General features: G+C 69.7%; 23 protein-coding genes and 1 tRNA gene. 6 read left to right on the plus strand and 18 right to left on the minus strand.

Going from position 1 to position 24,678, the window contains the following annotated elements; all coding sequences use genetic code 11:
- Positions 1-6 precede the first annotated feature (6 nt).
- Positions 7-1,320: a D-arabinono-1,4-lactone oxidase gene (locus ACQ4LY_RS17945; protein WP_431073734.1), complete on the minus strand. Its 1,314-nt coding sequence runs from the start codon at positions 1,318-1,320 to the stop codon at positions 7-9.
- Positions 1,317-2,564 carry an amino acid deaminase/aldolase gene (locus ACQ4LY_RS17950; protein WP_431073736.1) on the minus strand — a complete coding sequence of 416 codons (1,248 nt, stop codon included), beginning with the start codon at positions 2,562-2,564 and terminating at the stop codon, positions 1,317-1,319. The genes ACQ4LY_RS17945 and ACQ4LY_RS17950 overlap by 4 nt, the downstream gene beginning before the upstream one ends.
- Positions 2,565-2,705: 141 nt before the next feature.
- Here ACQ4LY_RS17950 and ACQ4LY_RS17955 point away from each other — a divergent pair.
- A tRNA-Leu gene (locus ACQ4LY_RS17955) sits at positions 2,706-2,778 on the plus strand.
- Between the two features lie 12 nt (positions 2,779-2,790).
- Here ACQ4LY_RS17955 and ACQ4LY_RS17960 read toward each other — a convergent pair.
- The 11 genes from ACQ4LY_RS17960 to ACQ4LY_RS18010 form a co-directional block, all read right to left on the minus strand.
- The gene (locus tag ACQ4LY_RS17960) at positions 2,791-3,477 is read right to left on the minus strand and encodes a DedA family protein (protein ID WP_431073738.1); all 687 of its coding nucleotides are present in this window, start codon (positions 3,475-3,477) and stop codon (positions 2,791-2,793) included.
- Positions 3,478-3,494: 17 nt separating this feature from the next.
- Positions 3,495-4,322 (minus strand): cation-transporting ATPase, encoded by an 828-nt coding sequence (locus ACQ4LY_RS17965; protein ID WP_431073740.1) that lies wholly within the window; start codon positions 4,320-4,322, stop codon positions 3,495-3,497.
- A 290-nt stretch (positions 4,323-4,612) separates the two neighbouring features.
- Positions 4,613-6,100 carry an NAD(P)/FAD-dependent oxidoreductase gene (locus ACQ4LY_RS17970; RefSeq protein ID WP_431073742.1) on the minus strand — a complete coding sequence of 496 codons (1,488 nt, stop codon included), beginning with the start codon at positions 6,098-6,100 and terminating at the stop codon, positions 4,613-4,615.
- A gap of 38 nt (positions 6,101-6,138) precedes the next feature.
- Positions 6,139-7,431, minus strand: coding sequence for a S8 family serine peptidase (locus ACQ4LY_RS17975; RefSeq protein WP_431073744.1), 1,293 nt, complete (start codon positions 7,429-7,431; stop codon positions 6,139-6,141).
- Positions 7,428-7,970 (minus strand): DUF501 domain-containing protein, encoded by a 543-nt coding sequence (locus ACQ4LY_RS17980; RefSeq protein WP_431073746.1) that lies wholly within the window; start codon positions 7,968-7,970, stop codon positions 7,428-7,430. The genes ACQ4LY_RS17975 and ACQ4LY_RS17980 overlap by 4 nt, the downstream gene beginning before the upstream one ends.
- Positions 7,971-8,035: 65 nt before the next feature.
- The gene (locus ACQ4LY_RS17985) at positions 8,036-8,458 is read right to left on the minus strand and encodes an FtsB family cell division protein (RefSeq protein ID WP_431073748.1); all 423 of its coding nucleotides are present in this window, start codon (positions 8,456-8,458) and stop codon (positions 8,036-8,038) included.
- Positions 8,459-8,652: 194 nt separating this feature from the next.
- Positions 8,653-9,933 carry a phosphopyruvate hydratase gene (gene eno, locus ACQ4LY_RS17990; protein ID WP_056308775.1) on the minus strand — a complete coding sequence of 427 codons (1,281 nt, stop codon included), beginning with the start codon at positions 9,931-9,933 and terminating at the stop codon, positions 8,653-8,655.
- Positions 9,934-10,032: 99 nt separating this feature from the next.
- Positions 10,033-10,692: an O-methyltransferase gene (locus ACQ4LY_RS17995; RefSeq protein WP_431073751.1), complete on the minus strand. Its 660-nt coding sequence runs from the start codon at positions 10,690-10,692 to the stop codon at positions 10,033-10,035.
- 31 nt (positions 10,693-10,723) lie between these two features.
- The gene (locus ACQ4LY_RS18000; protein WP_431073753.1) at positions 10,724-11,674 is read right to left on the minus strand and encodes a lysostaphin resistance A-like protein; all 951 of its coding nucleotides are present in this window, start codon (positions 11,672-11,674) and stop codon (positions 10,724-10,726) included.
- A 46-nt stretch (positions 11,675-11,720) separates the two neighbouring features.
- Positions 11,721-12,740, minus strand: a complete 1,020-nt coding sequence (locus ACQ4LY_RS18005) for a hypothetical protein (protein WP_431073754.1) — start codon at positions 12,738-12,740, stop codon at positions 11,721-11,723.
- Positions 12,737-13,087: a GntR family transcriptional regulator gene (locus tag ACQ4LY_RS18010; protein WP_056308779.1), complete on the minus strand. Its 351-nt coding sequence runs from the start codon at positions 13,085-13,087 to the stop codon at positions 12,737-12,739. The genes ACQ4LY_RS18005 and ACQ4LY_RS18010 overlap by 4 nt, the downstream gene beginning before the upstream one ends.
- A gap of 99 nt (positions 13,088-13,186) precedes the next feature.
- On the opposite strand from ACQ4LY_RS18010, the gene ACQ4LY_RS18015 reads away from it, so the two are divergent.
- Positions 13,187-13,657, plus strand: coding sequence for a PaaI family thioesterase (locus ACQ4LY_RS18015; RefSeq protein ID WP_431073757.1), 471 nt, complete (start codon positions 13,187-13,189; stop codon positions 13,655-13,657).
- Between the two features lie 49 nt (positions 13,658-13,706).
- On the plus strand, positions 13,707-14,933 hold the full coding sequence (locus ACQ4LY_RS18020) for an APC family permease (protein WP_431073759.1): 1,227 nt from the start codon (positions 13,707-13,709) through the stop codon (positions 14,931-14,933).
- Here ACQ4LY_RS18020 and ACQ4LY_RS18025 read toward each other — a convergent pair whose 3' ends face one another.
- On the minus strand, positions 14,934-15,737 hold the full coding sequence (locus tag ACQ4LY_RS18025; protein WP_431073761.1) for a helix-turn-helix domain-containing protein: 804 nt from the start codon (positions 15,735-15,737) through the stop codon (positions 14,934-14,936).
- Between the two features lie 95 nt (positions 15,738-15,832).
- Here ACQ4LY_RS18025 and ACQ4LY_RS18030 point away from each other — a divergent pair, with 95 nt between their 5' ends.
- A complete protein-coding gene (locus ACQ4LY_RS18030; protein WP_431073763.1) occupies positions 15,833-16,354 on the plus strand; it encodes a VOC family protein in 522 nt (173 codons plus the stop codon).
- Here the strand turns inward: ACQ4LY_RS18030 and ACQ4LY_RS18035 are convergent.
- From ACQ4LY_RS18035 to nhaA, 4 genes are all read right to left on the minus strand, one after another.
- Complete coding sequence (locus ACQ4LY_RS18035) at positions 16,326-17,135, minus strand: SGNH/GDSL hydrolase family protein (protein ID WP_431073765.1); 810 nt, start codon at positions 17,133-17,135, stop codon at positions 16,326-16,328. The two genes, ACQ4LY_RS18030 and ACQ4LY_RS18035, sit on opposite strands and share 29 nt — an antisense overlap.
- A gap of 60 nt (positions 17,136-17,195) precedes the next feature.
- On the minus strand, positions 17,196-18,446 hold the full coding sequence (locus tag ACQ4LY_RS18040) for a histidine--tRNA ligase (protein ID WP_431075725.1): 1,251 nt from the start codon (positions 18,444-18,446) through the stop codon (positions 17,196-17,198).
- A 65-nt stretch (positions 18,447-18,511) separates the two neighbouring features.
- Positions 18,512-19,123, minus strand: coding sequence for a MazG family protein (locus tag ACQ4LY_RS18045; RefSeq protein ID WP_431075726.1), 612 nt, complete (start codon positions 19,121-19,123; stop codon positions 18,512-18,514).
- A 67-nt stretch (positions 19,124-19,190) separates the two neighbouring features.
- Positions 19,191-20,357 carry a Na+/H+ antiporter NhaA gene (gene nhaA, locus ACQ4LY_RS18050; RefSeq protein WP_431073767.1) on the minus strand — a complete coding sequence of 389 codons (1,167 nt, stop codon included), beginning with the start codon at positions 20,355-20,357 and terminating at the stop codon, positions 19,191-19,193.
- A gap of 88 nt (positions 20,358-20,445) precedes the next feature.
- On the opposite strand from nhaA, the gene ACQ4LY_RS18055 reads away from it, so the two are divergent.
- On the plus strand, positions 20,446-23,133 hold the full coding sequence (locus ACQ4LY_RS18055; RefSeq protein WP_431073768.1) for a phosphoenolpyruvate carboxylase: 2,688 nt from the start codon (positions 20,446-20,448) through the stop codon (positions 23,131-23,133).
- A 151-nt stretch (positions 23,134-23,284) separates the two neighbouring features.
- On the plus strand, positions 23,285-24,655 hold the full coding sequence (gene gdhA / locus ACQ4LY_RS18060) for an NADP-specific glutamate dehydrogenase (protein ID WP_431073770.1): 1,371 nt from the start codon (positions 23,285-23,287) through the stop codon (positions 24,653-24,655).
- The last annotated feature ends 23 nt before the right edge of the window (positions 24,656-24,678 follow it).

Below are 24,678 nucleotides of genomic sequence, written 5' to 3' on the forward strand. Positions count from 1 at the left end.
TCCCGATCATTCACCGAGCACGCGATCCAGGTACCGGTTCGTGAACCGACGATCGGGATCGAGCTGATCCCGAAGGGCCGTGAAGTCTCGGAAGCGCGGATACCGTTCGCGCAGCTGCTCGGAGCCCAGAGTGTGCAGCTTGCCCCAGTGCGGGCGCCCGCCGTGCTCGAGCATGATCTGCTCGACGGCCTCGAAGTACGTCGTCGGGTCGGCTCGCCAGTATCGGTGCACGGCGATGTATCCGGTCGCTCTCCCGTATGCGGTGGAGAGCCACCGGTCGTCCTCCGCCGCGAATCGCACCTCGATCGGGAACTCGATCCGCCACCCGCGCCTCTCGATGAGCGCTCGCACGGCACGGAACGCGGGGACCACGTTCTCGGCCGGCAGCGCGTACTCCATCTCACGGAACCGGACTGTGCGGCTCTGCGTGAGCACTCGATGGGACAGATCCGTGTACTTGCGGTCGCCCGTCAACTTCACCGCGAGACGACTGAACGGCGGCGTGACGGCAGGCACGACCTGTCCTGCCGCGCAGACCGCTCTGTACACGCCGTTCGAGAGCAGGGTCTCGTCGATCCATCTGCCCACCACCGGAAGGGGCTGGCGTCTCGTCGACTCCGGCACGCGGGTCTGGCGCTTGGTCAGCGCGACGTCGGTGTGCGGGAACCAGTAGAACTCGTAGTGATCGGACGCCGCGACACGATGCGCCAGTGTCGCCAGCACGTCCTCGAGCGGTGCGGGCTCATCGATCGCCTTCATCACGAACACGGGCACGCACTGGAGCGTGACGTCGACGATGATGCCGAGCGCGCCGAGGCCCAGCGCCACAGCGGGCAGCATCTCGGCGTTCTGTTCCTCGTCGATGCGCAGGAACTCGCCTGCCGCCGTCACGAGCGTGACGCCCACCACCTGCGTCGCGAGTCCACCGAACCCGGCGCCGGTGCCATGCGTCCCTGTCGAGATCGCGCCCGAGATGGACTGTCGGTCGATGTCGCCGAGGTTCTCCATCGCCAGCCCGAACGGCGCGAGCAGGCCGGGGATGCGGTGCAGCCGCGTGCCCGCGAGCAACGTGACCCGCCCCGTGGCCACATCGGCCGACACCAGCCCCTGGAGGTCGTCGAGCTCGAGCAGCACACCCGGCGCCACCGCGATTCCGGTGAAGCTGTGGCCGGCACCCACCGCCTTGATCGTGAGGCCCTGGGCGACTGCCGCCGTGACCGCGCGCTGCACCCCTTCCGGCGTCCGAGGGCGCTCCACACGGAGTGGTTTCACCTGCGCCGATCGCCCCCAGTTCTGCCAGGTGCCACCGATCCTCGTCACAGGAACGCCTTTCCTTCGCCGCGATACGTCGGCAGCTCGTCGATGATCTCGTCGCCGGAGACGAGCTGATAGCTGAGGATGCGTTCGGCGGGTTCGCCGCTCTTGGAGTGCCGGAACCAGACGCGGTCCCCGACGCCGAGCCGTGCGGCAGCACGCCCCTGCAGCGGCGTCTGCACCTCGCCCGCAGCTTCACGAGCCAGCGTCCGCAGTCCTTGCGGCCACACGGGAAGAGGTTGACGCGACGCCAGTGCGGGTCCCGACGCGATCCATCCGCCGCCGAGCACCGTCGCGATGTCGGCGGTCGGTCGCCGCACCACATCGAACGCGAAGGCGGATGCCGGGGCCGGGCGGAACGAGCGGTAGCCGTCGAAGAGGTGGCCGCCCAGCAGCCCGCTGCCCGCGCTCGCCTCCGTCAGGGACTCGTCGCTGCCGGTGAACTCGAGCGACCCGGTGCCGCCGCCGTTGAGGAACTCGAGGGGCGCGATATCGGTGAGCGCGCCGACGATGGCGGCTCGCCGCTCGCGCAGTTCTGCCCGCGAGCGCGCCTGGACGAGACGGATGACAGGAGCATCCGCCCCCGCGTTGTCGCCCTGCCCGGCGATCTGTGCCTCGTACATCTGCAGCCCGACCAGCGTGAAGCCGGGGCGACGGACGATCGTGCGTGCGAATGCGGCGACCTCACCGGCGGTGAACAGTGCCGACCTGCGCACCCCGATGTGACCGAGAGCGGCCGAACGGAGCGAGGCATCGGCATCGATCGCGACGCGGATGTCGGGGCGGCTTCCGGCGGGAGCGACGCTGTCGATGACGTCGAGATGCGCGGAGTCATCAACCATCAGAGTGATGCGGCGGGTGGCTTCCTCGGACGCGAAGAGCTGGGCGAGACCGGCACGGTCGACTGTCGGGTAGCCGAGGACGATGTCGTCGTGGGTCTCTGCGAGCCACAGTGCCTCGGCGAGGGTGAACGCCAGGATCCCCCGGTAGCCGGGCAGCTGGAGCACCGCATCGAGCACCGAGCGCACGCGCACGGACTTCGAGGCGACGCGGATCGGCAGCCCTCCCGCGCGGACGAGCAGATCCATCGCGTTGTGGCGGAGAGCCTCGCGATCGATCACAGCCACGGGAGCAGGCAGGTGGCCGGTGGCCGCAGAGAGGCGCGGCCAGAATCGCGATGGGTCCTGCCACTCGGGGGAGACGGCGGAGGGTCCCTTTTCAGGGCTCAGATCGGCGGTGAGGTCGAGCACTCCCCCACCCTACGGCGTCGACGAACTCGGATTCATTCTTTCTGGAATCGAGTCGCACCCAGTTCCTCTGCTGGAGAGTCGGGCACTGACGGGCGCTCGCCTCTGACCTCCGTGTACTCTGAGCCAGAGTCAAGGCCGACCGCCCCCGTAGCCCAATGGCAGAGGCAGGCGACTTAAAATCGCTTCAGTCTGGGTTCGAGTCCCAGCGGGGGCACGCGGCGCTCGGTCACTCGAGCACCCCGCCGGGCCGGTCAGCAGCCTGAGACCCCACGGCTCTCGACCCGCGCGCCTCGCGCACTCGACGGACGACGAGGATGCCGAGGGCGATCGCGATCGCCGCGTAGACGACGTAGTCGACATACCCGAGAACGCCCTCGAGCTGCTCGTGCTGGGTGCCGAGGGCGGCGCCGACCCCGATGAGGAACGAGTTCCACAGCCCGCTCCCCACGATCGTGTACAGACTGAAGCTGACGAGGTTCATCCTCGTCGCTCCTGCGGGGATCGAGATCAGGCTCCGGACGCCGGGCACCAGGCGACCGACGAGCACCGTCCACCCTCCGCTGCGCAGGAACCACTGTGCTCCGCGGTCGAGGTCCGAACGACTCACGAGCTTGGTCGCCGCGAGCACTCGCACGGCTCGCTCCACCCCGACTGCCGCGCCGAGCCAGTAGAGCAGCAGCGCGCCGATCCATGACGCGAGGGTGCTCCAGACGATGAGCCACCCGAGGTTCAGGTCTCCGCTCTGGCTCAGGTATCCGGCGAACGGAAGGATCACCTCGCTCGGGATGGGCGGGATGAGCACCTCGACGAACACCAGCACGCCGACTCCGACGTCGCCGAGTGCGGTGAGGATGTCAGCGGCGAAGCCGGTGAGGCCGGAGAAGCCGTGATCTGCCTGCGCGGCGGCGGCCATGACGGAACCTGACGAGCTCATCGGCTGAACAGGTCGCCGATGCCGGGGATCCCGAGATCCCCCAGACGCTGTCCCCACTCGCCGGCTGTGTCCCCGAGGCCGGACACGGTCTCCCCCGCCGATCCCAGTAGGCCCTCCGCCGCACCCGCGAGCTCTTCGCCGCCGATGCCGCTCGTGATCGCCTCGACGTCGAGTCCCTGGGCGAGGGCGTCGAAATCGACGCCGAGTCCTGCCGCCTGCTCGAGGAGAGGCCCGGCGACCGCGCTCCCCACGGCACCGACGGCGACGACACCGAGAACCCCCACGGCCGCGCCGCCGACCATTCCCGCGGCACCGCCACCACGGACTCGCGAGAGCAGCCCCCGCATCCGTCCGGGGCGCGCGGCTTCCGTGCGCCCTGCCGCGCGCGCCAGATCGTCGACCGATGACGACGCGGGTCGCTCTCCGGGCGCGAGCTCCGTGTTCATGCGCTCCTGCACCTGCGCGCGCTGGGCGGGCGTCAGGCGCGCGAACGCCTCACGGTGGATCTGTTCGACGCTGCGGGGATCGGCCGTCTCGAGCAGGTAGTCGTATCGGGCGATCGCGGCGCGATCGGCATCCGAGGCTGAACCGGTGCGATCGGGGTGCGCGGACCGCGGCACAGTCGTGGCCTGACCCGTCGGTCGCGCGGGAGGCGGCGAGTACGGGTCGTGCGCCGGCCGACGCGGAGGAACAGGGGACGCGTGCGCATGCGATGGAGCCGCCTGCGGCTGTGCGGACCGCGAGTCATTGCGCCCGTCGCGCCCGCCGTCGTCGAGATCGAGCGCGCGAGCGGCCATGCCGATGAGCTTGGTCAGTTTTCCCATGGTGTCGATTTCCTTCGTGGCGTGTGGACGACCACGGGACTTCGACAGCGGGGTGACGAGAGTCCATGGTCGTCCGCAGATACGGACGCCAGGTCTCCTCCACCCTCACGGGCCGGTGGGCCGGGACACGACATCGCGTCCGTAATGACGACACCACCGCAGACGGGAGTACTCCCCTCGCTCGACCGACTTTAGCGACCACTCCTATGAGCCCGGTGCGAGAGCCCGTCCCGCACCGGAGACGACGAACGCCCCGACTCCGGCGGAATCGGGGCGTTCGTGGAAAGACGCTACTTGGCGGCAGCCGTCTCGGAGGCCTGCTCAGCAGCGGGCTTCTTCGCTGCCGGCTTCTTGGCGGCGGGCTTCTTGGCGGCGGTCTTCTGACCGGCAGGCTTCTCGTCTGCGGCCTTGTCGGAAGCGGTCGCCTGAGCTGCCGGGGCCGTGGTCGCGGGAGCTGCCGGGCGCGGGCGAGCGGCGAACTCCTCGAAGACGTAGCGCGGGTTCTGCACCGTCTCGAGGTTCACCAGGTCGCGACCGAGCCACAGGTTGTTCCACCAGCCCCAGACCACACGGAACTTGCGCTCCCACGTGGGCATCGCGAGACCGTGGTATCCACGGTGCGCGACCCACGCGACGAAGCCCTTGAGGGCGATCTTGCCGGACTGGAAGACACCGTTGTAGAGACCGAGGCCCGCGACGGCGCCGAGGTTCTTGTGGAAGTACTCCTTCGGGTCCTCCCCGCGCAGGACCGCGACGAGGTTCTTCGCGAGGAGCTTCGCCTGACGCACGGCGTGCTGAGCGTTCGGAACGCAGAAGCCGCCGACGCCACCGCCCGAGAGATCGGGGACGGCCGAGACGTCACCGGCGGCCCAGGCGCCCTCGACGAATGCCTCGGGGGTGCCGACCCGCAGGTCGGCGCGGGTCTGGATGCGACCGCGCTCTTCGATCGGGAGATCGCCACCGCGCACCACCGTCGGGTTCGCCATGACACCGGCGGTCCAGACGATGAGGTCGGTCGGGATGACCTCGCCCGTCGAGAGCTCGACGTTGCCGTCGACCGCGCTGGTGAGCTGGGTGTCGAGGTGCACGTTGGCACCGCGCTTCGCGAGGTCCTTGAGGACCCACTCGCTCGTGGGCAGCGAGACCTCGGGCATGATGCGGCCCATGGCCTCGATGAGGTGGAAGTGCGTGTCCTCGAAGCTCAGCTGCGGGTACTTGCCCACCAGCGACGAGGCGAGCGAACGCAGCTCCGCGAAGACCTCGATGCCGGCGAAGCCGCCACCGACGACGACGACCGACAGCAGGCGGTCACGCTCGGGGCCGGCCGGTAGCGATGCGGCCTTGTCGAAGTTCGACATCAGGCGGTCGCGGATCGCGACGGCCTCTTCGATCGTCTTCAGGCCGATCGCGTTGTCCGCGATGCCCGGGATCGGGAAGGTGCGCGAGACGGCACCGGCGGTGACGACGATCTGGTCGTATGCGAACTCGTAGGGCGCGCCCACGGGCGGCGTGATCGTCGCGACCTTCTCGGCATGGTTGATTCCCGTGACCTTGGCGCCCAGCACGTGCGTGCGCTTGAGGTGACGACGGTGGGCGACCACCGAGTGGCGGGCTTCGATCGAGCCGGCGGCCACCTCGGGAAGGAACGGCTGGTACGTCATGTACGGCAGCGGGTCGACCATGGTGACGTCTGCTTCACCCTTGCGAAGGTGCTTCTCCAGCTTCCACGCCGTGTAGAAGCCTGCGTAGCCTCCACCGACGATCAGAATCTTGGGCACAGTGCTGTTCTGAGGCACAGGGGAAAACTCCTCGGGAGTCAGGGATGTGGCGTGCGAGCGCGCGCCGATCGGATGCGCCGGGCAGCTGCGGTGACGCCAAGCGCTACCAGGATACCAGGGACTGTGAGCGCGATGAGCGGCAGGGTACCGTAGCGCAGCGAATCAGCGCTGGGAAGCAGCGGTGAACCGGGATCCGTCGGCGCGTCGGCGGCAGGAAGCGGCGGCACTTCGACCGGTGCGACGGTGGGCTCGGGCTCCGGAACGGTCTCGGCCCTCCGGTACAGCCGCACCCACTCGGCGAGGTCGCCCATCGGGTTCTCATCGACCTTCGCGACGTCGGCGCCGACCGCTGCCTCGGCGTCGAGCAGTCCGTAGCCGTAGAGCGGATCGGGCAGCTTCGCCGCACCCGGCACGGGGATCGCCGTCTTGATGATGCGGTTGATGACGTTGGCGGCGTCCAGGTCGGGGTGCGCCGAGCGGATGAGCGCCGCGACGCCCGCGACGATCGGGGCCGCACCGCTGGTTCCGCTCCAGGAGACGAGCGTGCCGTCGGCGGAGACACCCCGAAGGCCCTCGCTGGGGGCAGCGATACCGATCGTGATGCCCTGCGTGGACGCCTCGATGCTCGCTGTTCCCGTCTGGTCGACGCCGCCCACGGTGAGCACTCCGGGGATCGTCGCGGGAGCGCCGATGATGTTCGTCCCGCTCCCCCGGTTGCCAGCGGCCACGACGACCACCACGTCGTGGTCGAACGCGTAGAGGAACGCGTCGTCCCAGCTCCGGTCCCAGTCGAGCGTGTTGGTCGTGAACGAGAGGTTGATGATGTCGGCGCCGTGGTCGACTGCCCAGCGCATCGCTTTCGCCACCTGCTCCGTGAACGGCACCGCGGCGGCGGCGCCGAAGCCCACCGAGATCGAGAGGAGGTCCGCCTCCGGGGCGACCCCGATCATGCCCTTTCCGTCGGCTGCCCCGCGGCCGGCGGCGAGCGACGCCACCCACGAGCCGTGGTTGCCGTCGATGGCGCCGACAGGGGTGCGCCCGTCGGGAGACCCGGTGCCGGACACGTCGGTGCCGCCGACGACGGCCTCATCGAAGACCCCGGGGACCTTGCCGATGCCGGTGTCGATGACCGCGATCGTCACTCCGTCGCCGCGCGTCGTCTGCCACGCGTCACGGATGCCGGCGCCGTCGAGCCAGTACTCCGACGCACGCACGGGATCTGCGGGGTCGTCGGGCACCGGAGGTGGAGTGGCCGCCGCACCGAGGAGCAGGACGGATGCCACGACGGTCGCCAACGCGGCGCCGTTGCGCAGCACCCGACGCGGCCTCATGCCGACGATGCCTCGGCGTCGCGCAAGGCGGCACCCGGTTCGTCGCAGCGGCACTTCTCGGGAGACCAGCTCGAACGCTCGAGCGCCAGGTCGCCGATCGGGTTCACACCGCGCCCCGCGGCGAGAGCGTGACCGGCGAGAGCGTGGAGGCACTTGACACGCGTGGGCATTCCGCCAGCGGAGATCCCGTCGATCTCGGTGACCTCGCCGAACTGCGCGCGGTCGCTCAGGTATGCCTGATGCGCGGCGAGGTACGCCGCCGCGACATCCTCGTCGTCGGCGAGCAGTGCGGCGAGCTCGGGCATGACCTGCGTCGCCTCGAGCGTCGACATCGCTGCGGTCGCGGCCGGATGGGTCAGATAGTAGAACGTGGGGAACGGCGTGCCGTCGGGGAGCCGAGGCGTGGTGGCGACGACCGTGGGGTTTCCGCACACGCAGCGTGCCGCGATGCCGACGACGCCTCGCGCCTGGCGCCCCAACTGGGCCGACACCACGGCGAGCTCGGCGGTCGTGGGGGCGGCGAAGGGAGGCGTGGTCACTCCTCCAGCGTACGGGAGACGCCGGGGAGGATGCTCGGAGGCCGCGGCGTCGCCTGCGACCATGCTCAGCGGCTGACCGCTGCCGTGTCGCTCAGTCCGGCGGCGGTCAGGGTGCGCAGCAATTGGGACATCCAGTCGGACGGCGTCTCTTCGAGAGTGTCGCTGACCGGGCCCTGCTCCTGCGGAAGCGCTGCGGGGTCCAGGTCGTTGTCGATCAGGTAGACGACCTCGCCCGGCTTGACGTAATAGAGGCGCTCTCGCGCCTGGGTGGTGATGTAGGCCGGGTCGTTCCAGCGCTCGCGTTCCTTCTCGAGCGCGGTGATCTCGTCTTCGGAGACCTGGATCGACTGCTCCAGAGCCGCGATCTTCTGACGCTGGTCGATGAAGGTGCCGAGCGTGGGGACGAGCACCCACGCGCCGAGGACGACGAGCGACAGCATGATGACGGAGAAGGCGGACAGTCGGATGCCGGACGCCCATTCGCGCACATCGACGCGTCGCTCCTGACTTCCCCTGCCCGCCGCGCCACGCGGCGGTCGGGGGGTCTTGGTGCGTGGAGCGGGCTTCGCAGCCGCCCCCGGGCGGGAAGACCCCGGAGACGCCGAAGGAGGAGCCGGTCGTCGTGCCACGGCTCCTCCTCCGTACGTGCCGCTCAGGCGGCGTGTGTCTGTCTCAGCTGCATTCAGCCCTGGTAGCGCGGGAACGCCGAGCGGCCGGCGAAGACCGCGGCGTCGCCCAGCTCTTCTTCGATGCGCAGAAGCTGATTGTACTTCGCGACGCGCTCGCTGCGAGCAGGCGCACCCGCCTTGATCTGACCCGCGTTCGTGGCGACGACGAGGTCGGCGATCGTGGTGTCCTCGGTCTCTCCCGAGCGGTGCGAGAGCATCGCCGTGTAGCCCGAGCGCTGCGCGAGGCTGACCGCGTCGAACGTCTCGGTGAGCGTTCCGATCTGGTTCACCTTGACGAGCAGCGAGTTGGCGACGCCGCGCTTGATGCCGTCGGCGAGACGCGTCGGGTTGGTGACGAACAGGTCGTCGCCGACGAGCTGGACCTTCGAGCCGAGAGCATCCGTGAGGAGCTTCCAGTTGTCCCAGTCGTCTTCAGCCAGTGCGTCCTCGATCGTGACGATCGGGAAGTCCTTGACCAGACCCTCGTAGTACTCGATCAGCTCGGGGCCGGTCCAGTCCTTGTTGTCGAGGCGGTAGACGCCGTCCTTGAAGAATTCGGTGGCGGCGACGTCGAGGCCCAGCGCGATGTCGGTGCCCGGAGTGAAGCCGGCCTTCTCGATCGCCTTGACGAGGAAGTCGAGGCCCTCGCGGTTGCTGGGCAGGTCGGGGGCGAAGCCACCCTCGTCGCCGAGGCCGGTCGCGTAGCCGGCGGCCTTCAGCTCGCCGCGCAGCACGTGGTAGGTCTCGACGCCCCAGCGGAGCGCCTCGGAGTAGGTCTCGGCACCGATCGGCGCGAGGAAGAACTCCTGCATGTCGATGCCGTTGTCCGCGTGCTCGCCGCCGTTGATGACGTTGAAGAGCGGAACGGGCAGCACATGGGCGTTCGGGCCACCCAGGTAGCGGAACAGCGGCAGGTCGGCCGAGTCGGCCGCGGCCTTCGCGACAGCCAGGCTGACGCCGAGGATCGCGTTGGCGCCGGTGCGCTGCTTGTTCTCGGTGCCGTCGGTCTCGATGAGGATCTCGTCGACGATGCGCTGCTCGCTCGCCTCGACGCCCTCGAGCGCCGGGCCGAGCTCGTCGATGATCGCGTCGACGGCCTTGAGCACGCCCTTGCCGCCGTAGCGGCTCTTGTCGCCGTCACGCAGCTCGTATGCCTCGAATGCGCCGGTGGATGCACCGGAGGGGACGGCGGCGCGCTGGACGACACCGTCGTCGAGGAGCACCTCCACCTCCACGGTCGGGTTTCCGCGCGAGTCGAGAATCTCGCGTGCGCCTACAGCCTCGATCAGTGCCACTGATGTGCTCCTTGCTCAGAGAAAAGGTGTGTGGAGCGTCGTCGATCCGCGCCCAGTCTAGCCCGCCTGCGCCTCATGCCCCGGGCGCGCGTCGGAGGGTCACACCACGACGGCGACCGCGAAGCCGTCCCAGCCCTTGACCCCCACGGTCTGCAGGGCGGTGGCGTCGAAGCGGGGGTCCTCCCCCAGCATCCGCAGTCCTTCCCTGGTCCCGACGACCTTGGGATCGGTGGAGTCGTCACGGACGATCTCGCCCTCGCGTCCGATGTTGTCGAGGATGACGACGGTGCCGGGGTGGCCCAGCTTCGCCGCCCAGTCGAGGTAGATCGTGTTGGACTCCTTGTCGGCGTCGATGAAGACGAGATCGAAGCCCCCGACGAGCGTGGGCAGCACGTCGGCGCCCCGCCCGATCCTGATGTCCACGCGGTCGCCGACGCCGGCCGCGTCGATGCTCGCTCGCGCCACTGCGGCGTTGTCGGCCTCGGCTTCGACCGTCACGACGCGACCCTCCACGCCGACCGCACGTGCCAGCCAGATCGTCGAGTACCCCCCGAGCGTGCCGATCTCGAGCACGCGGCGAGCGCCGCTGATGCGCGCGATCAGGTTGAGCAGCTTGCCCGACACCGGCGCCACCTCGATGGCAGGCAGACCGGCCTCCCGCTGGGCCGCGAGGGCCGCCTCCAGATCCGGATCGTGCCCGACGAGCAGGTCGGCGAGATAGGCGTCGGCGTCGGACCAGGCGGTGGGAGTGGAATCCATGTCCTCAGCCAACCGCGCGGCACCGAGAGCGTCAAGAGGCGGCGGAGCGACCGCCCTCACGGGGCGCGGACAGCAGCCGACCGGGTGCCCCCGCGAGCTCCGGCTGCTCCCTGAACTGTCCGGTGAGGACGAGTACTGCGATCACGACGGCCGCCACGATCCATCCGACGACGCCCAGGGGACCTGCGAGCGCGAGGTCGGGCTGCGATGCGGCGAAGAGGATCACAAGCCCACCGGCCGCGTTGAGGGCTCCGTGGGCGAGCACCGCGGGCCAGATCGAGGCGGAGCGCAGACGCAGCCAGCCCAGCAGGACGCCCCAGGCGACGCAGCCTCCGATCATGAAGAGCACTCCGGTGATGTCCGTGCGGCCGAAGTTGTAGCCGAGCAGGATCACCGGACTGTGCCAGAGACCCCAGATGATCCCGCTGAGGAGCAGGGTCGGCCAGGTGCCGAGCGGCCGAAGCGCGGGCACGAGCCACCCGCGCCAGCCGAGCTCCTCGCCGAACGCCACCACGCAGTTGATGAGGGCTCCGAGCGGGATCATCGCGATCTGCGAGAACACCAGCAGCTCGATCGGCGGCATCGGAGTGCCTTCCGGCAGGAGGTTCGCGATCTCGGTCGCGAACCCCGCGAAGGTCGGATCGAGCCGGATGAATCCGAGAGCCGCCGCGAGCAGGATGGTGAGTCCCACGAGCAGCGGAGGGGCGAGCCAGCCGACGACCATGAGCCAGACCACGCGATTGGCCGGGCGCAGCGGCCACAGGCCGAGGAAGCGCACCCTCTCGCCCGGGGCGGGGATGCGCATGGTGAAGGTGATCACCAGCGCGGCGATCGCCGGTGTGAGCATCATGACGGGCAGCAGCAGACCCGCGCTCGGCTCGGTGAGGCCGTCGCCCAGCCACAGCGGCAGGGCCACGAGCCACGCGAGCCCGCACGCGAGCACGGTGAAGGCGATGATGGCGGCGAGGCGGATGCGGGTCATGATGATCTCCTCGGTCGAATGCTGTGAGTGCGCGGTCGGCGAGAGGTCAGCGCCGGGCTGCCGCCGCGAGGACGGATGCGGCGGTGGCCGCGTCGTCGACCGTGACCACGAACACCCGACCGTTCGTGCGGGTCACCTCGATCGCGTCCCCCTTGCGGAGCACGATCCCGCGCCGACCGTCCAGACCAAACCGATACCCCCAGCCGCCGAACTCGGCGAAGGGGTCGACCTGCACGGCACGAGTGCTCGCGATCTCCGCGGCGGGGATATCGACCCGCGGCCAGCCGGCGATCGATCGCACCCGCAGTCCCGCGGCGCTCGCGCGGACGCGGAAGGTGAGGCTGGTCGCGACGAGCGCGAGAAGCACCACGGCGACTGCGGCGGTGATCCAGCCCGCGGCGATGCCCTGCGCGAGCAGGAGCACGCTCATCGCGACCACGATGAAGACGCCGATGCCGAGCACGACCTGACCCGTCGTGGCGACGGTCACGGTCTTGATCCACACCGCGCGCTCGTGATCGGTCAGTGGCAGCGGAGTCGCCTCGGCAGCCGAGGAGTCCGTCGAGATCGGCACAGCCGGCTGCAGGAACCACCCCGCGATGCCGAGACCGGCCATCGCCAGGAGGAGGACCGGAACCCACGGGGTGATGTCGGCCGCATCCGCGGCGTCGGCGAGGCCGCGCTGAGCGGCGGTCGAGGCGATGGCGAGCATCGACATCATGCCGGCGGTGCCGAGGCTCGCGGCTCCCAGCAGACGCGCCGTCGCCGACCACTGCGGCTGAGGGATCGTCGTGGCAGCGCCCCGCTGTGGGAGTCGGTGGGAGAACAGCGCGATCACCGCGAACAGCAGCACGGTGCCTCCCCCGAGACCGATCAGCAGGGCGAGAGGCGTCCACCGAGGACCGAAGCCGTCGGCGCCGTCGAGACCCCAGTGGATCGCGGCGGGGTCGGGCACATCGGGGAGCCAGGAGAGCACGACGATGCTCGCGAGCACGAGCAGCGCCAGCGGAACGATCACCCCCACCCACCAGAAGGCGGTGCGGGCTCTGCGGATCTCGGGGGTCATGCGTCGGTCTCCTTGATGAGGGCGGCCAGGGTCGTGGAAGAGACGCCGAGGGATGCGGCGCGGGCGACGAGCGCGGTGATGTCCTGTGAGAGCTCGGCCAGAGGAGCGGCGGAGGCTGCGACCACTGCTCCCCTGCCGCGACGCAGGTCGATCAACCCCTCGTCTCTGAGCTGCTGATAGGCGCGGAGCACCGTGTGCAGGTTGATCTCGAGGGCGTCCGCCAGCTCGCGCGCGGCCGGCAGCCGATCGCCCGGACCGAGCCGCCCGGTCAGGACGTCGGCACGGACGGACGCCGCGACCTGGTCGAAGAGCGGCCGAGCACTGTCGGCATCGATTCGAATCAGCATCGCGTTCCTCAATTTCTATTAGTTATAGGAGAACTATAACAACTGTCGGAACCCTCCAGCAAGCTTCGCCTCGCTGACCGCGTCGTCCACACTGACCTCATGCGCATCACTCCCCGACGCCTCGCCACCGGCATGAGCCTGTGGATCCCCAACCTGTTCAGCGGGATCCGCATCCGCCGCTTCAGCGAGGACTGGACCCATGCGACCGTCGAGCTGCACGTGAACGTCTTCACCCGCAACTACGTCAAGACGGCGTTCGGCGGCTCGATGTCGGCGATGACCGATCCGTACTTCTTCATGCTCGTCATGCACCAGCTGGGACGCGACTACGTGGTGTGGGACACGCGCGGCGAGATCGAGTTCCTCAAGCCCGGCCGCGGCGTGCTGACCGCCGAGTTCGAGGTCAGCAGGGAGCGCGCCGCGGAGATCCGCGAGCGCGCGCACGGCGGAGCGAAGGTGCTCGAGTGGTTCGAGACCGTGATCACCGATCGCGACGGCGATGTGGTCGCCAGGGTGCGCCGCGAGGTCTACATCCGCGAGAAGAAGCGGGTCACTGCGGCGCGAGGCTGATCAGCGCCGACGACATCGGAAGTTCACCCGCGCGTGCGACGATGACGGGATGCCCCTCGCCCGCCGCCTGACGCTCGTCGATGCCACAGCGCTCGGACTCGGTTCGATGATCGGTGCGGGGGTCTTCGCGGTCTGGGCGCCGGCGATCGGAGTCGCCGGCAGCGGCCTGCTGACAGCGCTCGCGATCGCTGCGATCGTGGCGTACTGCAACGCCACCGCGTCGGCTCAGCTCGCCGCGGTGCATCCCGTCGCCGGCGGCACCTACGCCTACGCCCGCGCGGAGATCGGTCCGTGGTGGGGGTTCGTCGCCGGATGGAGCTTCGTGATCGGCAAGATCGCGAGCTGCGCGGCGATGGCCATGACCTTCGCCGCGTACGCCGCCCCCGACGGCTGGCAGACGCCTGTCGCGGTCGCGTCGGTGATCGCGCTCGCGACCGTCAACTGCCTCGGGGTCACCCGGACGGCTCTCGCGACTCGGATCCTCGTGATCTGCTCGCTTCTCGGGCTGGCCGTCGTGGTCGCGGTCGGGCTCGGCTCGGCATCCGCGGCGACCCCCTCCCCTCTCCCCGATGCGACTGCCTACGGCGTTCTCCAGGGCGCCGGGCTGCTCTTCTTCGCCTTCGCGGGATACGCGCGGATCGCGACCATGGGCGAAGAGGTCGTCGACCCCGCACGGACGATCCCCCGTGCGATCGCCCTCGCGCTGGGTGGAGCCGTGGTCGTGTACCTGCTGGTCGCGGTCACGGTGGTCGTCACCCTCGGCGGCGATGCGGCGTCGAGCTCCGCTCCGCTGGCAGACGCCCTCTCATCGACAGGGTGGGCCGCGCTCACGCCTGTCGTCCGGATCACGGCCGCCGCCGCCTCGTTGGGCGCGCTGCTCGCACTCCTCACCGGAATCGGCCGCACGACGCTGGCGATGGCACGGGAGAGCGATCTACCGTCACTCCTCGCGAAGGTCGACGATCGCCGACAGGTGCCCAGACGAGCCGAGATCATGATCGCCGTCATCGTGGTCGCGATCGTGCTCGTCGCCGATCTGCGCGACGCGATCGGTTTCTCATCCTTCGGAGTCCTGCTGTATTACCTGATCGCGAATGCTGCGGCATTCCGTCAGCAGGCATCCGCTCGTCGCTATCCCCGAGCTCTGCAGGTCGTCGGAGCGCTCGGCTGCCTGCTGCTCGTGAACACCCTGCCTGTGCTGGCCTCGGTCGTCGGAACCGCTGCGGTGCTGATCGGAGTGCTCTACCGGGCCATCCGTCTGCGGATCACGAACTGATCAGGGGCTCGCTCCCTCTGCGGATTCCACGCCTGCCCCGGCGCGATAGGTACGCGGGGCGATCCCCAGGACGCTGCGGAAGTCCCGCGTCAGGTGCGCGTGGTCGGCGTAGCCCAGCTCGGCCGCGAGCGCCGACAGATCGAGACCAGGGTCGAGTCGCAGCCGCTCGGCGGCCTCCTGGAGCCGGCGCCGCCGGATCATCGCGGCCGGTGAGACACCGACATATCGGTGAGCGAGGCGCTGCAGAGTGCGCACCGACACCGCGAGTCGCGTCGCCGCCTCCTCGACCGTGTCGGCCGCGCCGTCTCCCATCAGGACATCGACGAGCGCGTTCGCCTGAGAAACCGCACCCTCGATCGGACCGATCCTGAGCGCGAGCCAGTCGGAGAACGCCGTGACGGCGCGCTCGCGATGCCCGGATCCCGTGCGCATCGCTACGCCGACGGCGTCGACGAGGTCGGGGGCGTCGATGATCGTCTCGTCGTCGACGAGCGCCGCAGGATCGTCGGTGAGCACCGCGACGGCGGCCGGCCGCAGCAGGGCGCCCACCGCCCACCCTGTGCCGCTCAGGTCGCGATGCGCTGCCCGAGTCGTCGCACCCGACAGAGTCACCACCCCCTGGTCGACCACCAGGTTCAGCGCCGGATAGCCCACGATGTCCTGCCGCGACGATCTACCGGGCTCGATGTCCCACTCGGGAATCCAGAACCACACGACGAGATCCCGAGCGTGGGCCTCGGGCGGCAGACGATGGAACTCCGGCAGCCGCGCCGGATACAGCACCCCACGGGTCTGGCTCACCATCGCCCCAGCGTATTCCGCGAACTCTCCGCGAACCGCACCCGCAGTTGTCGCGAATGTTCAAGCGCACGATGCCGGCCGCTCCGTACGGTGGCCGTATGACCACCGACAACACGACCGGCGCGACCGGCGCACACACCACAGACGGACGACCGCACAGCGCGACCTCGCTCACTCCTTTCCTCGCGATCCCCGGGGCACGTGAGGCGATCGAGTTCTATCGCGACGTCTTCGGCGCACGCGTCGTCGACGTCACGGAGTTCGGGGGCGTCGTCGCCCACGCCGACCTCGACTTCGGTCTCGGACGTCTGCAGCTGGGCGAGCCGAGTCCCGACTACCATCTCGTTCCCGCGCCCTCGGGCGACGACGACTGCTACTCGATGGGGCTGTACGTCCCCGATGTCGACGCCATCGTCGAGCGTGCCGTCGCCGCCGGGGCGACCGTACGGGAGGCGCCGTCGGCATTCGTGTCGGGAGACCGCTTCGCCAGCATCCGGGATCCCTTCGGCGTGCGGTGGTCGGTGATGACCCGCGTCGAGGATCTGTCGGACGAGGAGAGCGCGCGACGGGTGGCCGAGTGGGCGGCATCGTTCAGCGCCGCACCTGCCGACGCGAGTTGAGGGCTGCCTCCGCGGCGAGGCACGCGGTCGGAAGGAGTGCCTCGGCCGTGCGCCGGTACCCCAGAGCGCTCGGATGGAAGCGGTCCATGCTGAACATGGCGTCCGGATCGTCGAAGAACATCGGGCCGACGGCGCGACGGAGATCGACAGGGCGCGCCCCCGCGGCGAGCGCGGTCTCTGTCTGCGCCTCCGCGAGCCTGCGCGACATGCTCGAGACCAGACGACGCAGCGGTTGAGGCACGGGGCGCAGCGCGCCGAGGTCGGGGCAGGTCCCGACGACGACCTCAGTGCCGAGACGACGCAGACGCAGGATCGCGTCACGTAGGTGCTGTGTCGAGACGGCGACCGGGATCCGGTGCGTGACATCGTTTCCGCCGACCACGATCACGGCGACGTGCGGCGCGTAGTCCTCCGGGAGGCCTGCGAGTTGAGCCGCGAGGTCGGGCGACTCCGAGCCTACGACTGCGGCCGTGCGGAGCTGCACCGACCCTCCCACGCGCCGCGCCATGCCTTTGGCGAGGCGACCGCCGAGCGTCTGCTTCCGTCGCTCGGCGCCGAGACCCGCCGCGAGCGAGTCTCCGAGCACGAGCAGTTCGATCGGCTCGCCGCCGAGCGACGGGCGCCAGACGCGGTCGGCGTCGATCGACCGTTCGCCGAGCGGCTTGCCGATGCGTCGACGAGCGATGGCCGCCTGATGGGCGAGCACCCACCGGATGCCGGCGGCCACCCCCGCCGTCGCGACGCCGACCGCGGCGAAGGCGACGAGATGCTGTCGTCTCATGCGCCGATTCGACCCGACCGGCGTGAACACCGCATGAACGGCATCCGGGCCTGCTGGGCCTCAGGACAGGGGCTTGAGCTCCAGCTGGGACGCACCCGCAGCGACGGTCGCGAATTCCGTGTACCCATCGGCGGCCGAGCGCTCGAGCAGCGCCTTGACGTTCTTCGTGCGTCGTTCCAGCCGCACTCTGGCACCGGTCGCCACGAGCGTGGCCTTGTGGGTGACGAGCTCTACGACAGGCACGTCGGCGTCGTGGATCAGCACGACGGCGCGCTCGGCGCCATCCGCCCCGGTCGTCACGAGATCGACCAGTCGTTCGAAGCCGAGGGAGAACCCGACCGCGGGAACCTGCTGACCGAGGAAGCGCCCGATCATGCCGTCGTAACGCCCTCCGCCGCCCAACGAGTACGAGACCGACGGGTGCGCGAGCTCGAAGATCGTGCCGGTGTAATAGCCCATGCCACGCACCAGGAACGGGTCGAAGACCAGCGGGATGTCGGTCGCGCCGCGACCGGCGGCGACGGCCTCGCCGATGCCGACCAGGTGCCCGACGATCTCATCAGGCGCGTCGTCAGGCAGCGCCTTGCGGATCTGGCGCTCGCCGAACGGGTTGTACTCCATGGTCCGCGGGCGACGCAGGAACTCCTCGAACGCGTCGACGGCGGATGCTGCGGCACCTCGCTCGCGCAGTTCCGTCGCGACCCCCTCCGGGCCGATCTTGTCGAGCTTGTCGATCGTGATCAGCACGCCGGGCCGCTCGACGGCGGTGAAGCCGAAACTGTCGAGCATCCAGTCGAGTGCGCGCCGGTCATTGATGCGCACTGTCGCACCCTCGAGTCCGAGTGCATCGACCGCGTCGAGAGAAGCGACCATGAGTTCGGCCTCGGCCCGTGACGAGTCATCGCCGATGATGTCGATGTCGCACTGCACGAACTGGCGGTAGCGGCCCTTCTGCGGGCGCTCCGCACGCCACACCGGGCCGATCTGGATGGCACGGAAGACACCGGGCAGCTGCCCGCGGTTGCTCGCGTAGAACCGCGCGAGGGGCACGGTGAGGTCGTAGCGGAGTCCGAGGTCGGCGAGTGCGCCCTGGTCGTCGGCCGCGTCGCGGATCGCCTCGGCGTCGAGGCCACGGCGCAGGACGTTGTAGGCGAGCTTCTCGTTGTCGCCGCCGATGCCGGCGTGCAGTCGCGAGTACTCCTCGAGCGCGGGAGTCTCGATCTCGTCGAATCCGTGCGAGCGATACCGGTCGCGGATGACGGAGAGGACGCGCTCACGGCGGGCCTTGTCGGCGGGGAGGATGTCGCGCATGCCGCGCGGCGGGTTCACAGTAGCCACGCCCCCATCTTTCCAGGTCGGCGGGGTGGCCTGTGGCGTCAGGCGCCGGATTCGGCGTCGCGGACGTCGGCTTCGAGCCCGCGGAGCCGCTCGCGCAGCGCCCGCTCGGCGTCCCACCCCTCGGTTCGTGCCACAGCGACGAGCCCGAGCAGAACGTCGCCGAGCTCCGCCTCGGTCCTGGGTGCGGTCACGGCGCCGCCGGTCGGCCCTTCGACCTCCACGCCCGCCCCTGCCGCTCGTCCGACGATCTTCTGTGCGAGCGCCAGCGCCGGCATCCCTCGCGGGACGCCGTCGAGAACACTCCGCCTCGTGCGCTTCTCGGCCGCCTTGGCGGCGTTCCAGTGCACGAGCACCTCGTCGGGGGTGGTCGCGATCTCACCCGCGAAGACATGCGGGTGCCGGCGGACCATCTTCTCGGTCAGCGTGTCGGCGACGTCGTCGATGTCGAACGGGTCATCGGGATCCTGTGCGGCGATCGCCGCGTGGAACAGCACCTGCCAGAGCAGGTCGCCGAGCTCTTCGCGCAGGTCGGCGCGCGTGCCGCTCTCGACGGCGTCGATCACCTCGTGCGACTCCTCGATCAGATACGGCACGAGGTCGCGGTGTGTGATCTGCTGCGACCAGACGCACCGGTCACGTACAGCGCGCATGGTCTCTGCGGCCTCGCGCAGCGGATCGCGTTCCGGGTCTCCGGTCACTGTTCCTCCTCGAACATCGTCAGGATGTCGCGGCGCTCAGCCGACGATAGGCGCGAGCGCGAAGCGACACGACCACCCCGGACAGCACGAGTGCGATGAGCGAGCCCACGAGCACGCCGAGGATCGCCTGATCGCGGACTCCCGCATCCGACGCGAACGCGAGATTGGCGAGGAGCAACGACACCGTGAACCCGATTCCGCCCAGGGTGCCTGCTGCCAGGATGTCGGCGAACGGGAGCGCCGGTGCCGTGCCTCGGGGACGGATGCGCATGGCGAGCCACCCGAACAGCGAGATGCCGATGATCTTGCCCACAGGGAGAGCGACGACGATGCCCCAGAACGCCGGGGAGAGCTCGGATGGCGCCAGAGCCGGGATCACCACGAACGCGGCGACGAATGCGAACACAGGCAGGATCGCCCCGTTCACCGTGGGTTCGAGGGCATGCCTGGTCCGGCCGGCGGGCACCGGCGACATGACGAGTCCGAGCATGACGCCCGCGATGGTGGCGTGGATGCCGGACATGGCGACGAGTCCCCACGCCACGACTCCGACGATGACCATCGCCACGGCGATCGTGGGATGCCCCTTGGCGTGCAGTGCTCGGCTGAGGACCCAGAACAGTGCGACCGCGATCACGGCGAGCACCAGCAGCAACCACTGCACATCGTGCGCGAAGAGCACGGCGATGAAGATGATGCCGATGATGTCGTCGAGGATCGCCAGCGCCAGCAGGAAGACCCGCACGGTCGAGGGCAGGCGCTTGCCGAACATGGCGAGCACACCGAGCGCGAAGGCGATGTCGGTCGCTGTGGGGATCGGCCACCCGGTGGCGGTCGCCGAGTCTCCGGCGATGAGCAGGTAGACCGCGATGGGCACCAGCACACCGCCTGCGGCGGCGATCGCCGGTTGCACGGCCTTGCGCGGCGAGTCGAGCTCTCCGTGCGTGAGTTCGTGGCGCAGTTCGATCGCGACGACGAGGAAGAAGATCGCGAGGAGCCCGTCGGACACCCAGTGCTCGATCGAGAGATCCAGCGAGGTGCCGGGCACCGCGATGTGGAAGTCGAGCACCGCGGCGAGCGCGTCGTGCGTGGGGAGATTCGCCAGCAGCAGACCGAGGCCGGCGGCGACGAGGAGGAGGACAGCAGGGAACTGCTGCCCTCGGAGAGGGTTCGCGGAGATTCGCATCCCCTCCATGGTAGTTCGCCGGTCGCCGCGGGCGTCTCGGATCGTCATGCGTTCCGAGCACCACCCCGACCCGGGATACTCTCGAACGGTGACCCCCGAACACGCCTTCCCCGAGCCCACCGACACCTCGGCCATCCGCATCATCGGCCGTTTCGAAGCGGGCCGAGGCATCCCGGACGCGATGCGTTCCGACGTCAGGATGCTCGGCGCTCTTCTCGGCCAGGTGCTGCGAGAAGCCGGCGGCGACGACCTCTTCGAGGACGTCGAGAAGCTGCGCCTCGCCACCATCCAGGCCTACGACGAAGAGACGTCCGACGCTTTCGAGCGCGCAGCGTCGATCGCCGAGTCCTTCAGCATCGCCCGCGCCGACGAGGTCGCGCGGGCGTTCACGTGCTACTTCCACCTCGTCAACCTCGCCGAGGAGCACCAGCGCGTGCGCGTGCTCCGCGAGCGCGCAGGTCAGCCCGGGCGTGAGGATGCCGCCGACACGGTCGCCACGGCGTACGCCCGCCTGAAGACCGAGGTCGGCGACGACGAGGCACGTCGCCGCCTGCAAGGTCTGCGCTTCCACCCCGTCTTCACCGCCCACCCCACCGAGGCCCGGCGCCGGGCGGTGTCGTCGAGCATCCGTCGCCTGTCCGAGCTGCTCACGCAGCACGACGCGGCGAGCGAGGGCGGCTCCGAGGAGCACCGCGCCCGTCGCCGCATGCTGGAGGAGATCGACACCCTCTGGCGCACCGCGCCGTTGCGCGCCGAGAAGCCGTCGCCGACCGACGAGGTGCGCACGGTCATGGGCGTGTTCGACGAGACGCTGTTCACGACGGTCCCCCATGTGTACCGCCGCATCGACGATGCTCTGCGCGGCGACGACTCCGGCGCATCCGAGCCCGTCGTCCCCGCTTTCGTGCGGATCGGCTCCTGGGTCGGCGGCGACCGCGACGGAAACCCCTTCGTCACGGCATCCGTCACGCGGGAAGCCTCTCAGATCGCCTCGGATCATGTGCTCCGCGGTCTCGAGCGCGCGCTCGAGCGCATCGGCCGCACGCTCACGCTCGACGCCGAGGACACTCCCCCGAGCGCGGCCGTCTCGGCGCTGTGGGACGACTTCGCCACAGCGGATCCGCGCGGCGCCGAGGAACTCGGCGCCCGCTCCCCCGGCGAGCCGCACCGCCGGGTGCTGCTCGCGCTCGCCCACCGCGTCGCCGCCACCCGCCGCGGTGACGAGCAGCGGTACGGCCGCCCCGAAGAGCTCCTCGCCGACCTCCGCGCCGTGCAGTCGTCGCTGTCGGATGCAGGTGCGAAGCGCCACGCCTTCGGCGGCGTGCAGCACCTGATCTGGCAGGTGGAGACGTACGGCTTCCACCTCACCGAGCTCGAGGTGCGCCAGCACTCGCAGGTGCACGCGAGGGCTCTGGCGGAGCTCGCGAGCGGCGAGGCCGTCAGCACGCAGACCGAAGAGGTGCTCGAGGTCTTCCGTGCGATCGCCGAGATCCAGCGCGACCGCGGCCTCCGAGCCGCCGGCCGCTACGTCGTATCGTTCACGCAGGCAGCCTCCGACCTCGCGAACGTGTACGCACTCGCGCGGCACGCACTCGGCGACGACGCACCCGTGCTCGATGTCGTCCCGCTGTTCGAGACCTTCGCCGACCTTCAGGCCGCTCCCGAGATCCTCGCCGAGGCAGTGACGTTCCCCGAGTTCCAGGAGCGGATGGCCGCCACCGGCAACCGCCTCGAGGTCATGCTCGGATACTCCGACTCGTCGAAGGACGTCGGCCCGGTCGCCGCCAACCTCGCCCTCTACGAGGCCCAGGAGAAGATCGCTCTGTGGGCGCAGGAGTCGGACATCGAGTTGACGCTGTTCCACGGCCGCGGCGGTGCCCTCGGCCGCGGTGGCGGACCCGCCAACTCGGCGATCCTCGCGCAGCCGCCGCACTCGGTGGACGGCCGCTTCAAGCTCACCGAGCAGGGCGAGGTCATCTTCGCCCGCTACGGCGAGCCCGCTATCGCGATGCGCCACATCGACCAGGTCGCCGCAGCGACCCTGCTCGCGTCGTCGCCGACGGTCGAGAAGCACACCAGCGAGGCCGCAGCGCGTTTCGCGGACATCGCCTCGGTGATGGACCGCTCCTCGCGCGAGCGCTTCTTCTCGCTCGTGAAGGCCGAGGGCTTCGCCCCCTGGTTCGCCACGGTCACCCCGATGGAGGAGATCGGTCTGCTCGCGCTCGGCTCGCGCCCCGCACGACGAGGCCTCTCCGTGGAGTCCCTCGAAGACCTCCGGGCCATCCCGTGGGTGTTCGCGTGGACGCAGGCGCGCATCAACCTCGCCGGCTGGTTCGGACTCGGCACGGCGCTGGCCGCCGTCGGCGACGAGGCTCGCCTCATCGAGGCGTACCGCGACTGGCCGCTGCTGCGCACCATGATCGACAACGTCGCGATGAGCCTCGCGAAGACCGACGAGCGCATCGCCCGCCAGTATCTGGCACTGGGCGATCGCGACGACCTCGCCCAGCTCGTGCTCGATGAGATGACGCTCACGCGCGAATGGGTGATCCGCCTCACCGGAGGTGTCGGACTGCTCGAGAACAAGCCGATCCTGCAGCGCGCCGTGCAGCTGCGCACCCCCTATGTCGACGCGCTGTCACTGCTGCAACTGCGCGCCCTGCGTGCGCTGCGCGACCCGGCGGAGGCGACCGGATCCGGTGCGGACGAGGAGCAGCGGCGCCTGCTGCTGCTCTCCGTGAGCGGCGTCGCAGCGGGTCTGCAGAACACCGGCTGAGCTTCATCCCGGTCGTCGTCGAGTGCATTCCGGTGTGAGAGTCCTCACCTCGGCGCGCCCGCTAGAGTGAGGTTTCTGCCCGATCCGGCGGCCTCTCACGCGACACGATCGCACGCATCATCTTCTTCCCCCGTTCAGAAAGCTCTTTCGCGTGACCTCTTCGTCTTCCGCTGATTTCCACCCGCTCGCCGACTCGGTGCAGCCCGTCTTCGACACGGTCCTGACCCGCAGCCCGCACGAGCCCGAGTTCCAGCAGGCTGTGCACGAGGTGCTGAACTCGATCGCCCCGGTTCTCGCGCGCAATCCGCAGTTCGTCGACGGCGGCATCCTCGAGCGTCTGGTCGAGCCGGAGCGACAGATCCTGTTCCGGGTTCCGTGGGTCGACGACGCCGGCCGCCTGCAGGTCAACCGCGGCTACCGCATCCAGTTCTCCTCGGTCCTCGGCCCGTACAAGGGCGGGCTCCGCTTCCACCCGTCTGTCAACCTCTCGATCATCAAGTTCCTCGGCTTCGAGCAGATCTTCAAGAACGCCCTCACGGGGCAAGGCATCGGCGGCGGCAAGGGCGGCTCGGACTTCGATCCGCACGGTCGGTCGGACGGTGAGATCATGCGCTTCTGCCAGTCGTTCATGAACGAGCTGTACCGCCACCTGGGCGAGCACACCGACGTCCCCGCGGGCGACATCGGAGTGGGCGGCCGCGAGATCGGCTATCTCTTCGGCCAGTACCGCAAGATCACCAACCGTCACGAATCCGGCATGTTCACGGGCAAGGGCACCGGCTGGGGCGGCGCAGAGGTGCGCACCGAGGCCACCGGCTTCGGCGCCGTGTTCTTCGCGCAGGAGATGCTCGGCGTGCACAACGACTCGCTCGACGGCAAGCGCGTCGGCGTCTCGGGCTCTGGCAACGTCGCGATCTATGCGATCCAGAAGGCCACGCAGCTCGGCGCGACCGCCGTGACCGCATCCGACTCCTCCGGCTACGTCGTCGACGACGCCGGGATCGACGTCGACCTGCTCCGCCAGATCAAAGAGGTCGAGCGCGCTCGTATCGTCGAGTACGCCAACCGTCGTCCCGGTGCGCGCTTCATCGAGGGCGGCAGTGTCTGGGAGGTTCCCGTCGACATCGCGGTGCCCTCCGCGACGCAGAACGAACTCGACCTCGATGCGGCCGAGGCTCTCATCGCCAACGGCGTGCGAGCGGTCTCCGAGGGCGCGAACATGCCCTGCGTGCCTGCCGCCGTCGACGCCTTCCAGGCCGCCGGCGTGCTGTTCGCTCCGGGAAAGGCGGCGAACGCCGGCGGTGTCGCGACCTCCGCCCTCGAGATGAGCCAGAACGCATCCCGTCAGCGCTGGACCTTCGACGCCAGCGAGAACAAGCTGCGCGAGATCATGGCAGACATCCACAGCGCCGCATTCGATGCCGCAGAGCGCTACGACGTCGCGGGTGACTATGTCGCGGGCGCGAACATCGCCGGCTTCGAGCGGGTCGCGGGCGCGATGCTCGCGCAGGGCGTCATCTGACCCGCCGGTCTCCGCCTGCATAC

The sequence above is a fragment of the Microbacterium phyllosphaerae genome, from assembly GCF_050628115.1.
GTDB lineage: Bacteria > Actinomycetota > Actinomycetes > Actinomycetales > Microbacteriaceae > Microbacterium > Microbacterium phyllosphaerae_A.

What these genes read in the sequence shown, in the direction of transcription:
- ACQ4LY_RS18015 (WP_431073757.1), top strand. Translation starts at nt 13,187, where the DNA reads ATGCGCATCACTCCCCGACGCCTCGCCACCGGCATGAGCCTGTGGATC.
- ACQ4LY_RS17975 (WP_431073744.1), bottom strand. Translation starts at nt 7,431, where the DNA reads ATGAGGCCGCGTCGGGTGCTGCGCAACGGCGCCGCGTTGGCGACCGTC.
- nhaA (WP_431073767.1), bottom strand. Translation starts at nt 20,357, where the DNA reads ATGCGAATCTCCGCGAACCCTCTCCGAGGGCAGCAGTTCCCTGCTGTC.
- ACQ4LY_RS17995 (WP_431073751.1), bottom strand. Translation starts at nt 10,692, where the DNA reads ATGGATTCCACTCCCACCGCCTGGTCCGACGCCGACGCCTATCTCGCC.
- ACQ4LY_RS18040 (WP_431075725.1), bottom strand. Translation starts at nt 18,446, where the DNA reads ATGCGCGACATCCTCCCCGCCGACAAGGCCCGCCGTGAGCGCGTCCTC.
- ACQ4LY_RS18020 (WP_431073759.1), top strand. Translation starts at nt 13,707, where the DNA reads ATGCCCCTCGCCCGCCGCCTGACGCTCGTCGATGCCACAGCGCTCGGA.
- ACQ4LY_RS18025 (WP_431073761.1), bottom strand. Translation starts at nt 15,737, where the DNA reads ATGGTGAGCCAGACCCGTGGGGTGCTGTATCCGGCGCGGCTGCCGGAG.
- ACQ4LY_RS17965 (WP_431073740.1), bottom strand. Translation starts at nt 4,322, where the DNA reads ATGGGAAAACTGACCAAGCTCATCGGCATGGCCGCTCGCGCGCTCGAT.
- ACQ4LY_RS18000 (WP_431073753.1), bottom strand. Translation starts at nt 11,674, where the DNA reads ATGACCCGCATCCGCCTCGCCGCCATCATCGCCTTCACCGTGCTCGCG.
- ACQ4LY_RS18005 (WP_431073754.1), bottom strand. Translation starts at nt 12,740, where the DNA reads ATGACCCCCGAGATCCGCAGAGCCCGCACCGCCTTCTGGTGGGTGGGG.
- ACQ4LY_RS17960 (WP_431073738.1), bottom strand. Translation starts at nt 3,477, where the DNA reads ATGGCCGCCGCCGCGCAGGCAGATCACGGCTTCTCCGGCCTCACCGGC.
- ACQ4LY_RS18030 (WP_431073763.1), top strand. Translation starts at nt 15,833, where the DNA reads ATGACCACCGACAACACGACCGGCGCGACCGGCGCACACACCACAGAC.
- ACQ4LY_RS18045 (WP_431075726.1), bottom strand. Translation starts at nt 19,123, where the DNA reads ATGCGCGCTGTACGTGACCGGTGCGTCTGGTCGCAGCAGATCACACAC.
- ACQ4LY_RS18035 (WP_431073765.1), bottom strand. Translation starts at nt 17,135, where the DNA reads ATGAGACGACAGCATCTCGTCGCCTTCGCCGCGGTCGGCGTCGCGACG.
- ACQ4LY_RS18010 (WP_056308779.1), bottom strand. Translation starts at nt 13,087, where the DNA reads ATGCTGATTCGAATCGATGCCGACAGTGCTCGGCCGCTCTTCGACCAG.